The following is a 13515-nucleotide window of genomic DNA, read 5'->3' on the forward strand; positions in this document are numbered from 1 at the left end:
AAAAAAAAGTGAAACATACTATGTTTCACTTTTTTTATAAATTATATTTTTCTAGACTTATTTAGTAGCCAAAAGTCAGCTAGAACTAAAGCAGTCATAGCTTCAACAATTGGAACTGCTCGAGGTACTACACAAGGATCGTGTCTACCTTTTCCTGTTATCTCTGTAACTTCATAATCAGAATTTATAGTTTGTTGAGAACTCATAATTGTAGCTACTGGTTTGAATGCTACTCTAAAATAAATATCCATACCATTGCTAATTCCACCTTGAATTCCTCCAGAAAGATTAGATTGAGTAGAACCATCTTTATTAAAAACATCATTGTGTTCAGAACCTTTCATTTTTGCACCACAAAAGCCACTTCCGAATTCAAAACCTTTCACAGCATTTATAGATAGCATTGCTTTACCTAATTCCGCATGTAACTTGTTAAAAATAGGCTCTCCTAAACCAACAGGAACATTTTGAGCTACACAAGTAATTGTTCCTCCAATTGTATCACCAGCTTTTCTAATTTCTTGAATCTTAGTAATCATTTTTTCTGCGGAATTTTCGTCAGGACAACGTACAATATTATTTTCCGTTTTAGAAAAATCTAAATTTTGATAAGGCTTGTCAATAAAAATATCTCCTACAGAAGATGTAAATGCATTAATATTAATACTAGCAATTAATTGTTTTGCCAAAGCGCCTGCTACTACCCAATTGGCAGTTTCACGAGCAGAACTTCTTCCACCACCTCTATAGTCTCTAATACCATATTTTTTATCATAAGTAAAATCTGCATGAGATGGTCTATAAATATTTGTATTATGATTATAATCTTTAGATTTTTGATTTGTATTTCTAATAATAAAACCAATAGAAGTTCCTGTAGTTTTACCTTCAAAAACTCCTGATAAAAACTCTACAGTATCTGGCTCTTTTCGTTGTGTAACGATTTTAGATTGCCCTGGTTTACGCCTGTTTAATTCTTCTTGAATTGCATTAAAATTAACTTCTAAGCCAGCAGGAAACCCATCTATAACTCCGCCAATCGCAGTTCCATGAGATTCACCATATGTTGTTACTCTTAATAAGTTTCCAAAAGAATTAAATGACATTGTTTCTGTATTTATTTGTGATACAAATATACTAAAGTGATTATTAGAAAGTTTTATTTTTCTATATTTATAATGATTTCCATGTGTTTTAATACAAAAATATACCTTGATAATGAATAAGATAGAATCATTATTTAACGATATTCAAAAAAGATAAAAAATAATAGCTTTTTTCTTTTACAGAGTTAAAAAAGCTTTATATATTTGCATCCGCATTCAGGGAATACCTGATAGACTTCTGGAGAATTGGCAGAGTGGTCGAATGCGGCAGTCTTGAAAACTGTTGACTGTAACAGGTCCGGGGGTTCGAATCCCTCATTCTCCGCAAAGAAACCAAACCCTTGTATTATTCAAGGGTTTGAATTTCTTAAAAATATTACTAGGGCTCTTAGCTCAGCTGGATAGAGCACCTCCCTTCTAAGGAGGCGGTCGAAGGTTCGAATCCTTCAGGGCTCACTTAAAGCTTTACTGTAATGGTAAAGCTTTTTTGTTGTTTTAAACTTTTATTAACTTGTTTGTATTTATGTATATTTGTTATTATTTACACGTAAAAACGTGTTGAAAACGTGAAAAAATAATGAATGGTAAAATAAGATTAGATACCAGAAAGAATCAAGAGAGAAAAGAAGGGTTTCCTGTTGTGGTTTTCTTGAACCATAAAGGTAAGCAGAAAAACGTGAGTTTGGGTGTTTATTTTCATTTAAAGGATTGGGATTTAAAAAACCAAATGCCAATTAAAAACCCTAAAATGGCTTTATTTGTTAGAAAGAAACAATTATTGTTAGATGAAATTGTTTTTGATTATAAAACTACCAGAAAAGCGAATTTAGAAAGCGCAAAAAAAATATTATTAGGTGGTAGTGGTTTTACTAATATTGTTTCTTTCTATGAGTTTTACGAATCTTACTTATCTGAATTAACTGCTGCGCAAAAAAAATCTACTCACAATATTTATAAAACTGCTTTAGATCAATTAAAAAAATATAGAACTAATTTAGATTTTACAGATGTAGACTATTCTACTTTAAATGGTTTTAAAGATTGGCGTATTTCTTTGGGTAATTCTAAATCTACTGTACATACTTATTTACGTAAAATTAGAACAGTTTATAATGAAGCTGTAAGGCGTGGGGTTGCAAAAGACACAAAACCATTTGATGGAGTTTTTAAAGGAATTACTGTAAAGAGTAACAGAACTAAAAAACGAAATATTACAAAAGAATCTATAGTTAAATTAGAAAATGCAATGTTGCGTTTAGATGGTAAGGGTAATAAATTGGTTGCGCCAAAAAAATTACCAATGTATCACCAAAGGGCAATAGATTTGTGGTTGTTGTTGTTTTACTTTGGTGGGCAAGATTTAAAAGATGTATATTATCTGGAGTATAAAAACATTAATAATGGTAGGGTGTATTTTACCAGGAGTAAATTAGCTGGTTCTGGTTATCAGTTCGATTTGAAAATTGTACCAAAGGCGCAAAAAATTATTGATAAGTATAAAGTAAAAGGTAAATATCTGTTTCCTTGGCCTAAAGATTTTGATTCTTACAAATCTTTTAGAGATAATTTAAGAAGGTCTTTAGATTTTGTTCAGAAGCAGGAAAAAATAGAAGTATTGCCATTAGGTGGGCAAATTAGAATTAAAGTTGCGCGCCATACTTTTGCTACTTTGGGTAAAAATTTATTTTTAGATAGCGATTTATTACGTGAGTTAATGGGCCATGAAAGAAATGATGTAGATACTATTTACAAAGATAAATATCCAGAAATATTGCGTGATGAAGCGCATTTAAAAATTATTGAATAACTACCAATCTTCTTTATTAGAATAAATTGTAAATTTATCTGTAAAATACTTTTGATAGTAGTTTAGATTCTTAATGTTTATTTTGGTTCTTTTAATTTTGTTGTTTTTTACAACGTATTGTTCTAATCTTAAAGATTTATTATTGTTTAGTGTTCCGGAAACAAAGTTTTTTATTGTGACTCTATATTTTTTTTCTTTAAAGTCTATAGAAACGTTGTAGTGGTTTACTTGTTGAATGTAAAAGGCAGAAAACATTGCAGAACCACCATATTTTTGATGGTTAATTTTATCGTTTTCTATTGAAAAAGAAATTGTGTTTTCGGTTTCTTTTAAGTTATTAGTGTTAAAATTTATTAAACTTTTTTCTTTAAAGTTTGTTTTTAAATCTAATGTATCTTTATTTTCAAAAACCTTTTGCCACACAATATTTCCTTTATCAACTTTAAAATTATATAAAGTATCTACGTATTTTTGACTAAAACCAGATAAAGTTGTTAAGATTAATAATATAGATGCAATTCTTTTCATGTGTTTTGGTTTTATCTGTCTGTAGGCAGATATTTTGGTTTATCTGTCTATAAACAGATATTTTAAAATAAATAACTACTTGCTTGGACTTTAAAGATACTAATAATTTGGTTCTTTTTTATTTCTTGTGGTGGGAATTCTTCTTTTTTATTGTCTGTTGGTTTGCTTATTAAAGTAAAATAATCTTCTGTAGATCCTTTCGTAATTACTTTTATCATTCTGTAATTATCTTTGGTAACAATGGCGTAAATTTCGCCAAATGGTAAAAACTCCTGCCAATTGTCTAATTGTTTTATACCAATTGCATCTCCATGTTTTATAATTTTAGCCATAGATTGTCCTGAAGCGCGTATAACAAAATCGCAACCTGTAAAAAATGGGTGTAATATAATAGATGTTGGTTTAATGGCTTGGTTTTGTGTAAAATCTTCAAAACCTGCAGCGAATTCTACATCATAATAAGGCACGCCTTCTGGTAAATAATTTACAGTTTCTTCTGTTACTTTAGATTGGAATTCTTCTTTTAATTCGTATTGGTTTTTTGTGCCAACAATTGCATTTTCTAAATATTCTAGAATAATGTTTAATGTTTTTACTCTTGGTGTAATGTTGTCATCTTCTAACACATTTCTGGCAGAAGTTAGAGATATTTCTGTGTTTTTTCCAATATCGTAAGCTGTAATATTATTTTCTTCTGCTAATTTCCTTATTAAAATAACCTTTTTTTTAGATTCCATAATACTGATTTTCAACTATATAAAAAATATTTATAAAATATTATATCAATTGTTATGTTAATTGATATAATTTGATATATATTTGTAGAGTAGTGCAACTCACTTTTCAAAAGTAAAGAAAATAATAAGAGTAGAGAAGTTCACTTCTATAAAATACTATAAAAATGGTAGATGAAATTAAAGGAAATATTGAGTTAAAAAACGCTTTGCCTTATGGTACTATAAAGAAGATAACAGAAACTTTTGGTTACAAAAGCCAAGGCAATGTTAGCGAGGTAATTGCAGGAAACAAAAAAGGAAACACTCTTTTAATAGAATGTGCAGAAAAAATTGTTACAGCTTATGAAGATTGTGGTTTTGAAGAAAAAATAACTGAAATACTAAAAGGTTATGATGTTTCAAAATAAAAAGTTTACAAAGCAGGAAAAGGTAGTTGCAGAGTTAATTGCTTTTGGTTTTTCTGAAAAAGAAATTGCTGTAAAATTATTTATAGCAGAATCTACTGTGCATACACATGCTAAAAATATCAGAAAAAAAATAAATGCTAGAAGTGCTGTAGATGTTGCAAGGTTTTACATTGTAGAGAATCCTGCTAAATTTTTTGCAACTGTATTGTTTTTAATACTTCAGAACTTCATGGTTTTTACGTCAACAGATTTCGATGGTAAAATATTTAGAGCAGGAAGAAAATCACAAAAAATTAGAAAATATGAAATTATATAAGCCATTTGCAATAAAGTGTAGTAGTCTAAAGAATCGTTTTAAAAGTTTAGGATTTATGGGGATGACCGCTTTTTATAACGTGTGCAAATCTTTAGACACTACACTAAATGGTTTTGATATTATTAGGTTTTGGAAATTTAACCAGGCAGACGAAAAATTTTTAAATAAGGTAGAAATTATTTTAAATAAATTGAAGTATGAGTAATGAAGATAAAGATACTGTAGCAGAAAACTTGGTAAAAAGTTGGGTTAAGATCTTAAAGGAAGCTGGTTATTCTTACGATGAAATGATTATAATTTTTAGAACAGCGAAGTTAAAAGCAGATTGTTTAATAGCAAAAGCGCAATTATGAATGTAATTTCTGTAGACGAGTTAAAAGATAAAGATTTGGTAATAATTTCTAGAAAACAATTACACGATTTTATGATAGAGGTTAACGTAAAAACTTCTGTAGATAAGCGTGTAAAGTGGATAGACAGAAAAACTGCCAAAGCTAAATATAAAGTAACTGCGCATTGGTTAAGAATTGCAGAAAAGGATCCTTTTTCTATGTTGCAGGTAATGAACGGTAAAGGTCCTACTTCTCCTAAAAAATATAAAGAAAGTAGTATACAAGACGAACAACAAAGACAAAGCGAATGTTATTAGTAGATAATTTTAAAAATGAAGATGTTTTAAAGCAGAATTGTAAAGTTGGTAGAAGTTACCCTGTTTGTGAGTCTGGTAAACTATGTAATCCGCAATCTGAATTTGATATGATTGAATCTTGTAGAAATTGTAATAAACAACTATAAGTTATGGAAGGTAAAAAAAAGCATGTGGTTTCTTGGAAAGATAATGTAAACCCAATTACTGGTTGGCCAAGGCCTAAAAGTCACCCAAAAGCATTAACGGAGCCAAGGTATTCTATATCTAGAATAGATACAAATGGTTTTAATTCTAAACACGATTAATTATGAAAAAGAAAATCAACAAATTAAAAAAACATGTTATTTCTGCAGGTGTTCCTGTAGAAAAGCAAAAAGCAGTAAAAGTATATTTATCTATTGTTTTACTTGGTAATAAAATGCCAGAAGTAGCAGATTATTTTGGTTTAACTGAATTAAAGGTGCAATCAATTTTAACGAAAGGTGCTTTTAGGTTGGAAAATAACAAAGCTTTTAGAGTTGTTATGCATAAAATTTCTAAAGCATATATGTTTAATGAAGAACTTGAATTGGTAGCTTAATGAGTAGATCACATTCTTTTTCTGTAGAAGTTGCTGGTGCTTATAATGTGGATGTTGCTTTAATGTTGCAGCACATGTGTTTTTGGTACGAAAAAGTAGTTTCAGATGATGTAAATAAGTTTAAGGGTGAATATTGGGTTCGAATGAAATTAACGCAAATGAACCACCAATTTCCTTATTGGGGTATTTCTAAAATTAGGCATTTAGTAGATAAAATGTTAGATGAAAAATTAATTAAAAAAGGTGAATTTAATACCAAAAAAAACGACAGAACAAAATGGTATACTTTAACAAAAAAAGGTAAAAATTTATTGAAAATATCTGTTGAGAAATCACCTAAAAAAGTGACTGCCGAAATTGGCAATAACAAGACTGCCGAAATTGACAGTCTGACTGCCGAAATTGGCAACTCTAAATATAAGGAAGTAGATATAAAAGATAGATATATATTATTACTAGAGAAAATAGAAAAAATATTTCATTATTAGAAATATCTGCTATGCAAAATAGACTTAAAATTTCTACAGTAAAAAACAATATTTCAATTTTTGTAAAACACTCAATTTCTACTCAAGAAATTTATAATAACGATGGTGAATTATTTAAGCATTTTGGAAATTGGATTCGTAAACAAAATTTAAAAGATGCAGATTTAGAAACAGAATTAAATTGGTTTATAAATGTTTTTAATAAAATTTCTAATAGAGATTTTAAAATAACAGAAACTTTGCAAAAGAGTTTTTCTAAACAATTTGCAGTTGGTTATTCTGGAGCAGATTTTAGAAAGGCAATTGCTAATTTATATTCTTCATCGCCTAAAAATAAGTGGCATTTAGAACAGAACTTCAAGTTTGCAACACCAGAGTATTTGCTAAAAGAAGATAATTTGAATAAGTATTTAAACTTCAAAATATAATGCAAGACAATAAAAAGAAAATACAAGGTAATAACGATTTCTGGGATATTAAAAAAGCAGGTAACAGGTTGCTTTGGCGTTTTTCTGAAGATAAAAACGGTAAGATGCAAAACTTTACACCTAATGATGCAGATAAGTTGGCTTTAAAATCTGTTTTAAGTTTTATAAATAAGCAAACTTCAGGAATTATTGAAAGGCATAATGTTTATGCAAAGTTATATATAATGCAATTAGTAGGAGATATTAGGCGTCATGGAACAACTGTTTTTAACGATAGTGTTTTTGCAGAGTTATCTCACAAATTATCAAAACCATTGGAATTGTATTACACAACTTTCTATGAAGATTTAGCTTCTAATCAATTAAACAGATTAGCAGAAGGAACTTTTACCACAAAAGAAGGTGAAGCTATTGTTATGGATTACCAACGTTTTAAAGATACGTTTCCTTTAGATTTAGTAAAGTCTAAAATAAATGATAGAATGATAGCAACTTTACATAGAAGAAGTTAAGATGTTTAATTTAGAAGAAAAACCAAAAGAACCAATAGTTTCAGACGATTTTTTAAAAGATATTTTATCTAAAAGAATTAAGTCTACAGATACTATAAAACAAAATGAATTTATTATGAAAATTGGTAATACAAATAAATTTTCTAAAGGTGATATTTCTGGGTGGATTGGTTTGGCTAAATCTAAAAAAACATTCGCATTAACAATGTTTGTTTCTGCTTTGGTTGGTTGCCTCCGTTTGTTTGATGTGTTTAACGCAAATAAAGAATGTAAGGTTTTGTATGTAGATACAGAACAAAGTCCTGCAGATGTGCAAAGAGTTACAAAGAGAATTCAAAAGATGTCAGGTGCAGAAGATAATTTATTTATGTATGGCCTACGTCCTTATAGCGCAAAAGAAAGAGTAGAAGCAATTGTGTTACTTCTTAAGGAACATAAGGATATAGATGTTTTAATTATTGATGGTGTACGTGATTTGGTAATGAGTGTTAATAATGATGTTGAGTGTACGGAAGTAATTAATTTGTTAATGAAATGGTCTTTTGAATATGAAATTCATATAGCAACAGTGTTGCATCAAAACAAAGGAGATGGAAATGCAAGAGGTCATTTAGGAACAGAATTATATAATAAATCGCAATCAATAATTAGAATTACTAAAGATGAAAACGATAGTTCGGTAAGTACTGTAGAAGAAGTAATTGGACGTGGTAAAGGTTTTGAAAAGTTTTCTTTTAGAGTAAATGATAATGGTTTGCCAGAAGTATGTGAGTTGGCTTTAAATTCGATAAATGTAGATAAAGCGCCATGGGAATAGTTAAAGAAATTCAATTAGATATTAATAAAGCAATGAGTATTTGTATAAGAAACGGTGTAAAAGTTTATCCTGTTCCTGTTGGTAGAATGTTTGCAATAGAAGTAGATAAAGGTGCTGGGGTTTTTAAAAGATATGAAACTTTAGTTAGTTCTAAAGAAGTTGCTGCAAGTCAAAGAAAAACTTATATAGCTTGGGCTAAACAAATATTAAAACAAAAAGAAGATGCCAATAATACCAAAACCTAAAAAGAAACCTTGGCAACAAGAGAGGGTTGTGCAAGGAAGAAGATTACATGATAATAGTAAGTTCTATAACTCGCGTGCTTGGCGTAAAGTTTCTAAAGCTTATAAGTTGGCGCATCCAGTTTGTGAGTGTAAAGAATGTAAAGAAAAAGAGTTATTAAAACCTTCAAATGTTACAGATCATATCAAGGGGTTACAATTTTTATTAGATAATAAATTAGATCCATATGATTGGAAAGAACTTCAAGCAATGAGTAGTAGTTGTCATAACAAAAAGTCAGGTCGTGATGCTCATAAAAACAAAATAAAATAGGGGTATGGGGTAAAATCACTACAAGTGAAATCCGCTGTACATCGCCTATAAGTTAGAAAAATACTCACAGTAGTTTTAAAGGTAAGGGGGGTATAAATCAAATGATTATGAATAAAGATAAAATGAAAATAGTACATACAAATTCAGAAAATAAAAAAACTGAAAAAAAAGAAACAGAAGTTTCTTCTTTGTATGGTATTTTAAAAGAATTACCGAAGCCAGAACCAGGAATGAAGTTAAACGCTGCGCAAAAAAAGTGGTGGTATTGGTTTGGGTTTGAGTTTGTGAAAACAAATCATTTTTCTAAAGTTGATTTAATGCATTTACAACAGGCAGCATTTTGGATGGATGCCAGAAGTAAAGCGATTGCAGAAGTAAATAAATCTAAAGGTATTTCTGGTTTAGTGCAAAAGTTTGCTTCTGGTGCTACAAATGTAACAGGTTATGTTTCTGTAATAGAAAAAGCGGATAAACATTTAGACGGTGTTTCTGCTCATTTTGGTTTATCTATAAAAGATAGATCTAAAATAAAAGCAGTAGAAGATGGTTCTTCTTCTAACCAATTGAGTTTGTTGGATGAGATAGAAGAAATGTTAGGTTCTAAAAAATCGGCTTTATAAAATGAATATTCCAGGCAACATACAAAACTCAATTCCTTTTCAATATGCAGCAGATGTAAAATCTGGTAAAATTGTTTGTGGTTTAAGAATTAAGCAAGCAATAGATAGGTTTTATAAATTAATTAATACTGCAGAATCTAAAGGTTATTGGTTGGACCATTCTAAAGGTTTTGCAATTATTCGTTTTTTTGAAAAAATTCTAAAACATACAAAAGGAAAGTCTGCAGGTCAACCTTTTATTTTATCACCATATCAACAATTCACTTTATATAATTTATTTGCTTGGCAAACCAAAAACGAAGAAGGCCAAACAATAAGATTAATTAGGAATGTTTATCAGAAAGTAGGTAAAAAGAACGGTAAGACTGCAGAACTATCTGGAGTTGGTTTATTTGTAAAAGCGTTTGATGGAGAAGAAGGTGCAGAAGTTTATGTTGGGGCTACAAAAGAAGAACAGGCAAAACTATGTTTTCAGCAAGCGTGTGATTTTATTCAAAAATCTACAATACTTCAAAACATTGGTTTTAAGGTTTATCAAAAAGAAATAAAGTTTCTTCCAAAATCTGCTTTTATGAGGCCTTTGGGTGGAGATTCAAAAACGCAAGATGGAATTAATTCACATTTAACAATTATAGATGAATATCATGCTCATAAAGATGATTCAGTAAAAGAAAATTTAGAAAGTTCTTCAGCAAGTAGATTACAGCCAATAACCTACACAATAACAACTGCAGGAACAAATGTGCATGGAGTTTGTAAAAATTTCGAAGATAGTTGTATTAATATTTTAGAAGGAGTTGCAGAAGATGATACTTTTTTAATAATGATACATGATCTAGATGAAGATGATGATTGGCAAGATCCAAAATGTTGGGTAAAAGCAAACCCTAATTTAGGTGTAACTGTTTCAGTGGATTTTTTACAAAAAGAATATCAAAAAACAGTAAACCAGCCAAGTAAAATACCCAACTTTCAAACAAAGCATTTAAACATGTGGGTAGATGCACCAACGGTTTGGGTAGAAAGCAAGTATTGGAACAATTGTATGGTTCCAATAAAATACGAAAACTTTGCAAAATTAGGCAATTGTGGTGGGTTAGATTTAAGTTCTACTACAGATATTACAGCTTTCGCAGTTGTAAGTGAGCCAGATTCAGAAGGTTTTAGAGATGTAGATGTTTGGTGTTTTTGTCCTTTAGATACCATTGAAAAAAGGAGTAAAGAAGATAGAGTTCCTTATAGGTATTGGTCTAATTTAAAAAGAGAAAATGCAGTAGATAAAAATGATACATATTTAATTGCAACGCCTGGCAATATGGTAGATTATAATGTTGTTTTTAATAAAGTTGTTCAAATTGTTTCCGAAAGGAAAACAAAACATGTAGAATATGATAGAAAGTTTTCTGCAGGTTTAATTTCTCCGCTTCAAGAAGCAGGAGTTGAGTTATCACCTTTTACACAAACTTTAATGAATTACACAAGTCCTACAAAAGAGTTTGAACGTTTAATTATGTCAGGAAAATTAAGAGTAGGTAATAATCCTATTTTAAAATGGATGCTTTCTGGTTGTGTTCCTATTTACGATACAAATGAAAATGTAAGGTTGGATAAATCAAGGTCAACAAAAAGAATTGATGCAATGATTGCTATAATTGAAGCAATTGCAGGAACATTATCTGAAGAAAAAGAACCAGAAACATCAAAATATAATGATCCTTCAGTAGAGATCACTTTAGGTTAAAAAAAGCACCAAAGGCATCATATAAATTTAACTTTAATAATGTCGCTAGTTATACGGTTTGTTTTAACCGCTGGAGGTGCTTTTAACGACTAAGTATATGATTTGATTTTTAACGGACAAAAAAAGCACTTATGAATAAACTAAATAAATTAATAATACACTCTTTAATGAATGCGATGTACGATAGAGAAAAAGACCTACACCCTGCTGATGCTTATAAATTAGCAAGTAGATTGATGGCTAACGATGAAACAGTTAAAAATTTAATTATATACATTGTTAGCACACGTACTATTTCAAAATATTGGATGTACTCTGCTTTGTTTGGTTTAGGATATATTTTAGTAGACATTATTATGTATGTGTGCTAACGAAATGTATATGGTTAGGCGTTTTTCCGCAGGAAAAATGGCTGACAAGGAATTAAAAATGAAAGAATAATATAAACAATAACTGCCAGTTTACGCTTAATTATATACGGTGTTGGCAGTAGTTAAATTTTTAGAAATGAAAACATATTTATTAGTAAAACTAAAAGAAGAAATACGTGTTAATGGTGGTTGTTCTCCTGATGATCCTGAATTTGCTTATGTGGTAGGTGATTGTTTAAAAAGCACTGGAGAGTATTTTGTGGATAAAAAAGAAGCTCTTAAAAAAGCAAAAGAAAAAACTTTAAAGAATTTAGAAAAAGAAGCGTTTGGTGTAATTAAAATTGATATGCCTTAATTACTGCCAACGTACTTGTATATGGTGCGTTTGAGGTACGAAAATGCATTATATACGGTGTTATGCATCTGTAAAATTTTAAAAAGGGCGTGGCTTTGCAAAAGCCAAATTAACGAGAATATTAATAATTAAATAAATATAAAAATGGGAACAAGACACAGACAAGCAGTAATTACAAAAGAAGGTGATTTAAAAATTCAACAATACGGACAATGGGATGGTTATCCTGATGGACAAGGAAAGGATATTTTAAACTATTTAAGAAATGGCGATTTAGATAGGTACCAAGAAAACTTAAATAAAATACCTCTTATAAATGACGAGCAAATTGATGAAGTTAATAAAGATAGTAATTGGACTAAAAACTATCCTTATTTGAGCCGTGATTGTGGTAGTAATATACATCAAATGATTGAATACGGTGTTGTGAAATTTGTACAACATACAGATTTAGAAGAATGCCAAAAATGGTGCGAAGGTTTCTATACCATAGATTTTCAAAAAGGCGTGTTTATTACCGAATATTATGATAACACAGTTGAGTTTGATTTAAAGAAATTACCAACCGAAGAAGAGTATTTAAAAGCGTTTGTAACTGAAGATGAAGATGCTTAATGAAAAGTCTAAATATTGCCTTTATATAAGTATAAGGGCAGTTTTTAGACACGTAAGAGTGAGTGCGTTTGAGTGGTCGCCCTTTTTAAAATTTTATTGTGCATAACGTATTAGGTATGGTTAGTTGCGTGTTAAATAATAAATAAAACAAATAAAAATGGATATAGTAAAAGACTTAAATAAATTAATAGACGATTGCACTGAAAATGAAATAGATTTTAAAGATTTGTACTATGAACTGATTTCTTTGAGAGAAAAATATAGTAAGCAATTAACTATACCTGTTGTTGGTAAATCGTTTTATTGCGTTGATAATGACAAAAGCGATGGTTTGGTAGAAAGTTGCGAAAACCAATGTACAGGGTGTTATGTTTATATAAAAGGGTTTAAGCAATAATATGTTTACCAACTTATTTGTATAAGAAATGTTGCGATTAAAAAACTAATATTTAATAAATAAGAACAGATGTTTACAGCACTTACAATAGGAATAGCATATCTGATAGCAAAAAAACTTGACGATGCAGGAGATTACAAAACCCCGAAAGGGAAAGACAAGAACCGATATAAATAATCACAAACCCGAGCAATGTTTTTTATACGTTGTTCTAAAATGTTAACCAAAAATGACCGATTTAGAAAAAAAACTACTTAACCGAGTTAAAGAATTAGAAGATAAAGAAGCAATTAGCGACCAAGCAATAAATGGGTGCTTGCCTTTAGGTTTAATATTAATTGGCATAGTTGCACTGCTTATTTTTGGTTAATTTTTTAGAACGGCAAAGTATAAGATTTCGGTTGCGTTTAGGCGACTGGCTTAATTAAATGTGAGTTACTCTGATTAATGCGGAAGCCTTACAGACAATGACAAACTAAGCAACTG

24 protein-coding genes and 2 tRNA genes are annotated in these 13515 nt (G+C 29.8%); 23 read left to right on the forward strand and 3 right to left on the reverse strand.

What is annotated here, in order from left to right; genetic code table 11:
• Window positions 1-41 precede the first annotated feature (41 nt).
• On the reverse strand, window positions 42-1106 hold the full coding sequence (gene aroC, locus H9I45_RS14935; RefSeq protein WP_088354332.1) for a chorismate synthase: 1065 nt from the start codon (window positions 1104-1106) through the stop codon (window positions 42-44).
• A gap of 240 nt (window positions 1107-1346) precedes the next feature.
• On the opposite strand from aroC, the gene H9I45_RS14940 reads away from it, so the two are divergent.
• From H9I45_RS14940 to H9I45_RS14950, 3 genes are all read left to right on the forward strand, one after another.
• Window positions 1347-1431, forward strand: a tRNA-Ser gene (locus H9I45_RS14940).
• A gap of 57 nt (window positions 1432-1488) precedes the next feature.
• Window positions 1489-1562 (forward strand) — tRNA-Arg (locus H9I45_RS14945).
• A gap of 121 nt (window positions 1563-1683) precedes the next feature.
• The gene (locus tag H9I45_RS14950) at window positions 1684-2913 is read left to right on the forward strand and encodes a tyrosine-type recombinase/integrase (protein ID WP_088354331.1); all 1230 of its coding nucleotides are present in this window, start codon (window positions 1684-1686) and stop codon (window positions 2911-2913) included.
• On the opposite strand, the gene H9I45_RS14955 is transcribed toward H9I45_RS14950, so the two are convergent.
• Both H9I45_RS14955 and H9I45_RS14960 read right to left on the reverse strand, forming a co-directional pair.
• The gene (locus tag H9I45_RS14955) at window positions 2914-3441 is read right to left on the reverse strand and encodes a hypothetical protein (RefSeq protein WP_088354330.1); all 528 of its coding nucleotides are present in this window, start codon (window positions 3439-3441) and stop codon (window positions 2914-2916) included.
• Between the two features lie 62 nt (window positions 3442-3503).
• Window positions 3504-4178 (reverse strand): S24 family peptidase, encoded by a 675-nt coding sequence (locus tag H9I45_RS14960; RefSeq protein ID WP_088354329.1) that lies wholly within the window; start codon window positions 4176-4178, stop codon window positions 3504-3506.
• 164 nt (window positions 4179-4342) lie between these two features.
• Here H9I45_RS14960 and H9I45_RS14965 point away from each other — a divergent pair, with 164 nt between their 5' ends.
• From H9I45_RS14965 to H9I45_RS15060, 20 genes are all read left to right on the forward strand, one after another.
• On the forward strand, window positions 4343-4585 hold the full coding sequence (locus H9I45_RS14965) for a hypothetical protein (RefSeq protein ID WP_088354328.1): 243 nt from the start codon (window positions 4343-4345) through the stop codon (window positions 4583-4585).
• On the forward strand, window positions 4569-4901 hold the full coding sequence (locus H9I45_RS14970) for a response regulator transcription factor (protein ID WP_088354327.1): 333 nt from the start codon (window positions 4569-4571) through the stop codon (window positions 4899-4901). Before H9I45_RS14965 ends, H9I45_RS14970 begins: the two co-directional genes overlap by 17 nt.
• A 197-nt stretch (window positions 4902-5098) precedes the next feature.
• On the forward strand, window positions 5099-5254 hold the full coding sequence (locus H9I45_RS14975) for a hypothetical protein (RefSeq protein ID WP_176397569.1): 156 nt from the start codon (window positions 5099-5101) through the stop codon (window positions 5252-5254).
• Window positions 5251-5550: a hypothetical protein gene (locus H9I45_RS14980; protein WP_088354325.1), complete on the forward strand. Its 300-nt coding sequence runs from the start codon at window positions 5251-5253 to the stop codon at window positions 5548-5550. The genes H9I45_RS14975 and H9I45_RS14980 overlap by 4 nt, the downstream gene beginning before the upstream one ends.
• On the forward strand, window positions 5541-5696 hold the full coding sequence (locus tag H9I45_RS14985; protein ID WP_176397568.1) for a hypothetical protein: 156 nt from the start codon (window positions 5541-5543) through the stop codon (window positions 5694-5696). The genes H9I45_RS14980 and H9I45_RS14985 overlap by 10 nt, the downstream gene beginning before the upstream one ends.
• Window positions 5697-5699: 3 nt before the next feature.
• The gene (locus tag H9I45_RS14990; RefSeq protein ID WP_176397567.1) at window positions 5700-5855 is read left to right on the forward strand and encodes a hypothetical protein; all 156 of its coding nucleotides are present in this window, start codon (window positions 5700-5702) and stop codon (window positions 5853-5855) included.
• Between the two features lie 2 nt (window positions 5856-5857).
• Window positions 5858-6130, forward strand: a complete 273-nt coding sequence (locus H9I45_RS14995; RefSeq protein ID WP_088354324.1) for a hypothetical protein — start codon at window positions 5858-5860, stop codon at window positions 6128-6130.
• Window positions 6130-6618, forward strand: coding sequence for a hypothetical protein (locus tag H9I45_RS15000; protein WP_191141233.1), 489 nt, complete (start codon window positions 6130-6132; stop codon window positions 6616-6618). The genes H9I45_RS14995 and H9I45_RS15000 overlap by 1 nt, the downstream gene beginning before the upstream one ends.
• Before the next feature lie 11 nt (window positions 6619-6629).
• A complete protein-coding gene (locus H9I45_RS15005) occupies window positions 6630-7046 on the forward strand; it encodes a hypothetical protein (RefSeq protein ID WP_191141234.1) in 417 nt (138 codons plus the stop codon).
• On the forward strand, window positions 7046-7558 hold the full coding sequence (locus H9I45_RS15010; RefSeq protein ID WP_088354322.1) for a hypothetical protein: 513 nt from the start codon (window positions 7046-7048) through the stop codon (window positions 7556-7558). Before H9I45_RS15005 ends, H9I45_RS15010 begins: the two co-directional genes overlap by 1 nt.
• A 1-nt stretch (window position 7559) precedes the next feature.
• Complete coding sequence (locus H9I45_RS15015; RefSeq protein WP_088354321.1) at window positions 7560-8375, forward strand: AAA family ATPase; 816 nt, start codon at window positions 7560-7562, stop codon at window positions 8373-8375.
• Complete coding sequence (locus H9I45_RS15020; RefSeq protein ID WP_088354320.1) at window positions 8366-8620, forward strand: hypothetical protein; 255 nt, start codon at window positions 8366-8368, stop codon at window positions 8618-8620. The genes H9I45_RS15015 and H9I45_RS15020 overlap by 10 nt, the downstream gene beginning before the upstream one ends.
• Window positions 8598-8930, forward strand: a complete 333-nt coding sequence (locus H9I45_RS15025; protein WP_088354319.1) for an HNH endonuclease — start codon at window positions 8598-8600, stop codon at window positions 8928-8930. Before H9I45_RS15020 ends, H9I45_RS15025 begins: the two co-directional genes overlap by 23 nt.
• Window positions 8931-9037: 107 nt before the next feature.
• On the forward strand, window positions 9038-9550 hold the full coding sequence (locus H9I45_RS15030) for a P27 family phage terminase small subunit (RefSeq protein ID WP_176397566.1): 513 nt from the start codon (window positions 9038-9040) through the stop codon (window positions 9548-9550).
• Between the two features lies 1 nt (window position 9551).
• Window positions 9552-11291, forward strand: a complete 1740-nt coding sequence (locus tag H9I45_RS15035; RefSeq protein ID WP_088354317.1) for a terminase large subunit — start codon at window positions 9552-9554, stop codon at window positions 11289-11291.
• Window positions 11292-11458: 167 nt separating this feature from the next.
• Window positions 11459-11662: a hypothetical protein gene (locus H9I45_RS15040; RefSeq protein ID WP_140422760.1), complete on the forward strand. Its 204-nt coding sequence runs from the start codon at window positions 11459-11461 to the stop codon at window positions 11660-11662.
• Between the two features lie 136 nt (window positions 11663-11798).
• Complete coding sequence (locus tag H9I45_RS15045) at window positions 11799-12017, forward strand: hypothetical protein (protein ID WP_140422759.1); 219 nt, start codon at window positions 11799-11801, stop codon at window positions 12015-12017.
• 144 nt (window positions 12018-12161) lie between these two features.
• Entirely contained in the window at window positions 12162-12632 is a 471-nt protein-coding gene (locus tag H9I45_RS15050) for a hypothetical protein (protein ID WP_088354314.1), read from the forward strand.
• A 157-nt stretch (window positions 12633-12789) separates the two neighbouring features.
• Window positions 12790-13029 (forward strand): hypothetical protein, encoded by a 240-nt coding sequence (locus tag H9I45_RS15055; RefSeq protein ID WP_088354313.1) that lies wholly within the window; start codon window positions 12790-12792, stop codon window positions 13027-13029.
• A gap of 229 nt (window positions 13030-13258) precedes the next feature.
• Window positions 13259-13399, forward strand: a complete 141-nt coding sequence (locus tag H9I45_RS15060) for a hypothetical protein (protein ID WP_191141235.1) — start codon at window positions 13259-13261, stop codon at window positions 13397-13399.
• Window positions 13400-13515 lie beyond the last annotated feature (116 nt).

This window comes from Polaribacter haliotis (genome assembly GCF_014784055.1).
Classification (GTDB): Bacteria; Bacteroidota; Bacteroidia; order Flavobacteriales; family Flavobacteriaceae; genus Polaribacter; species Polaribacter haliotis.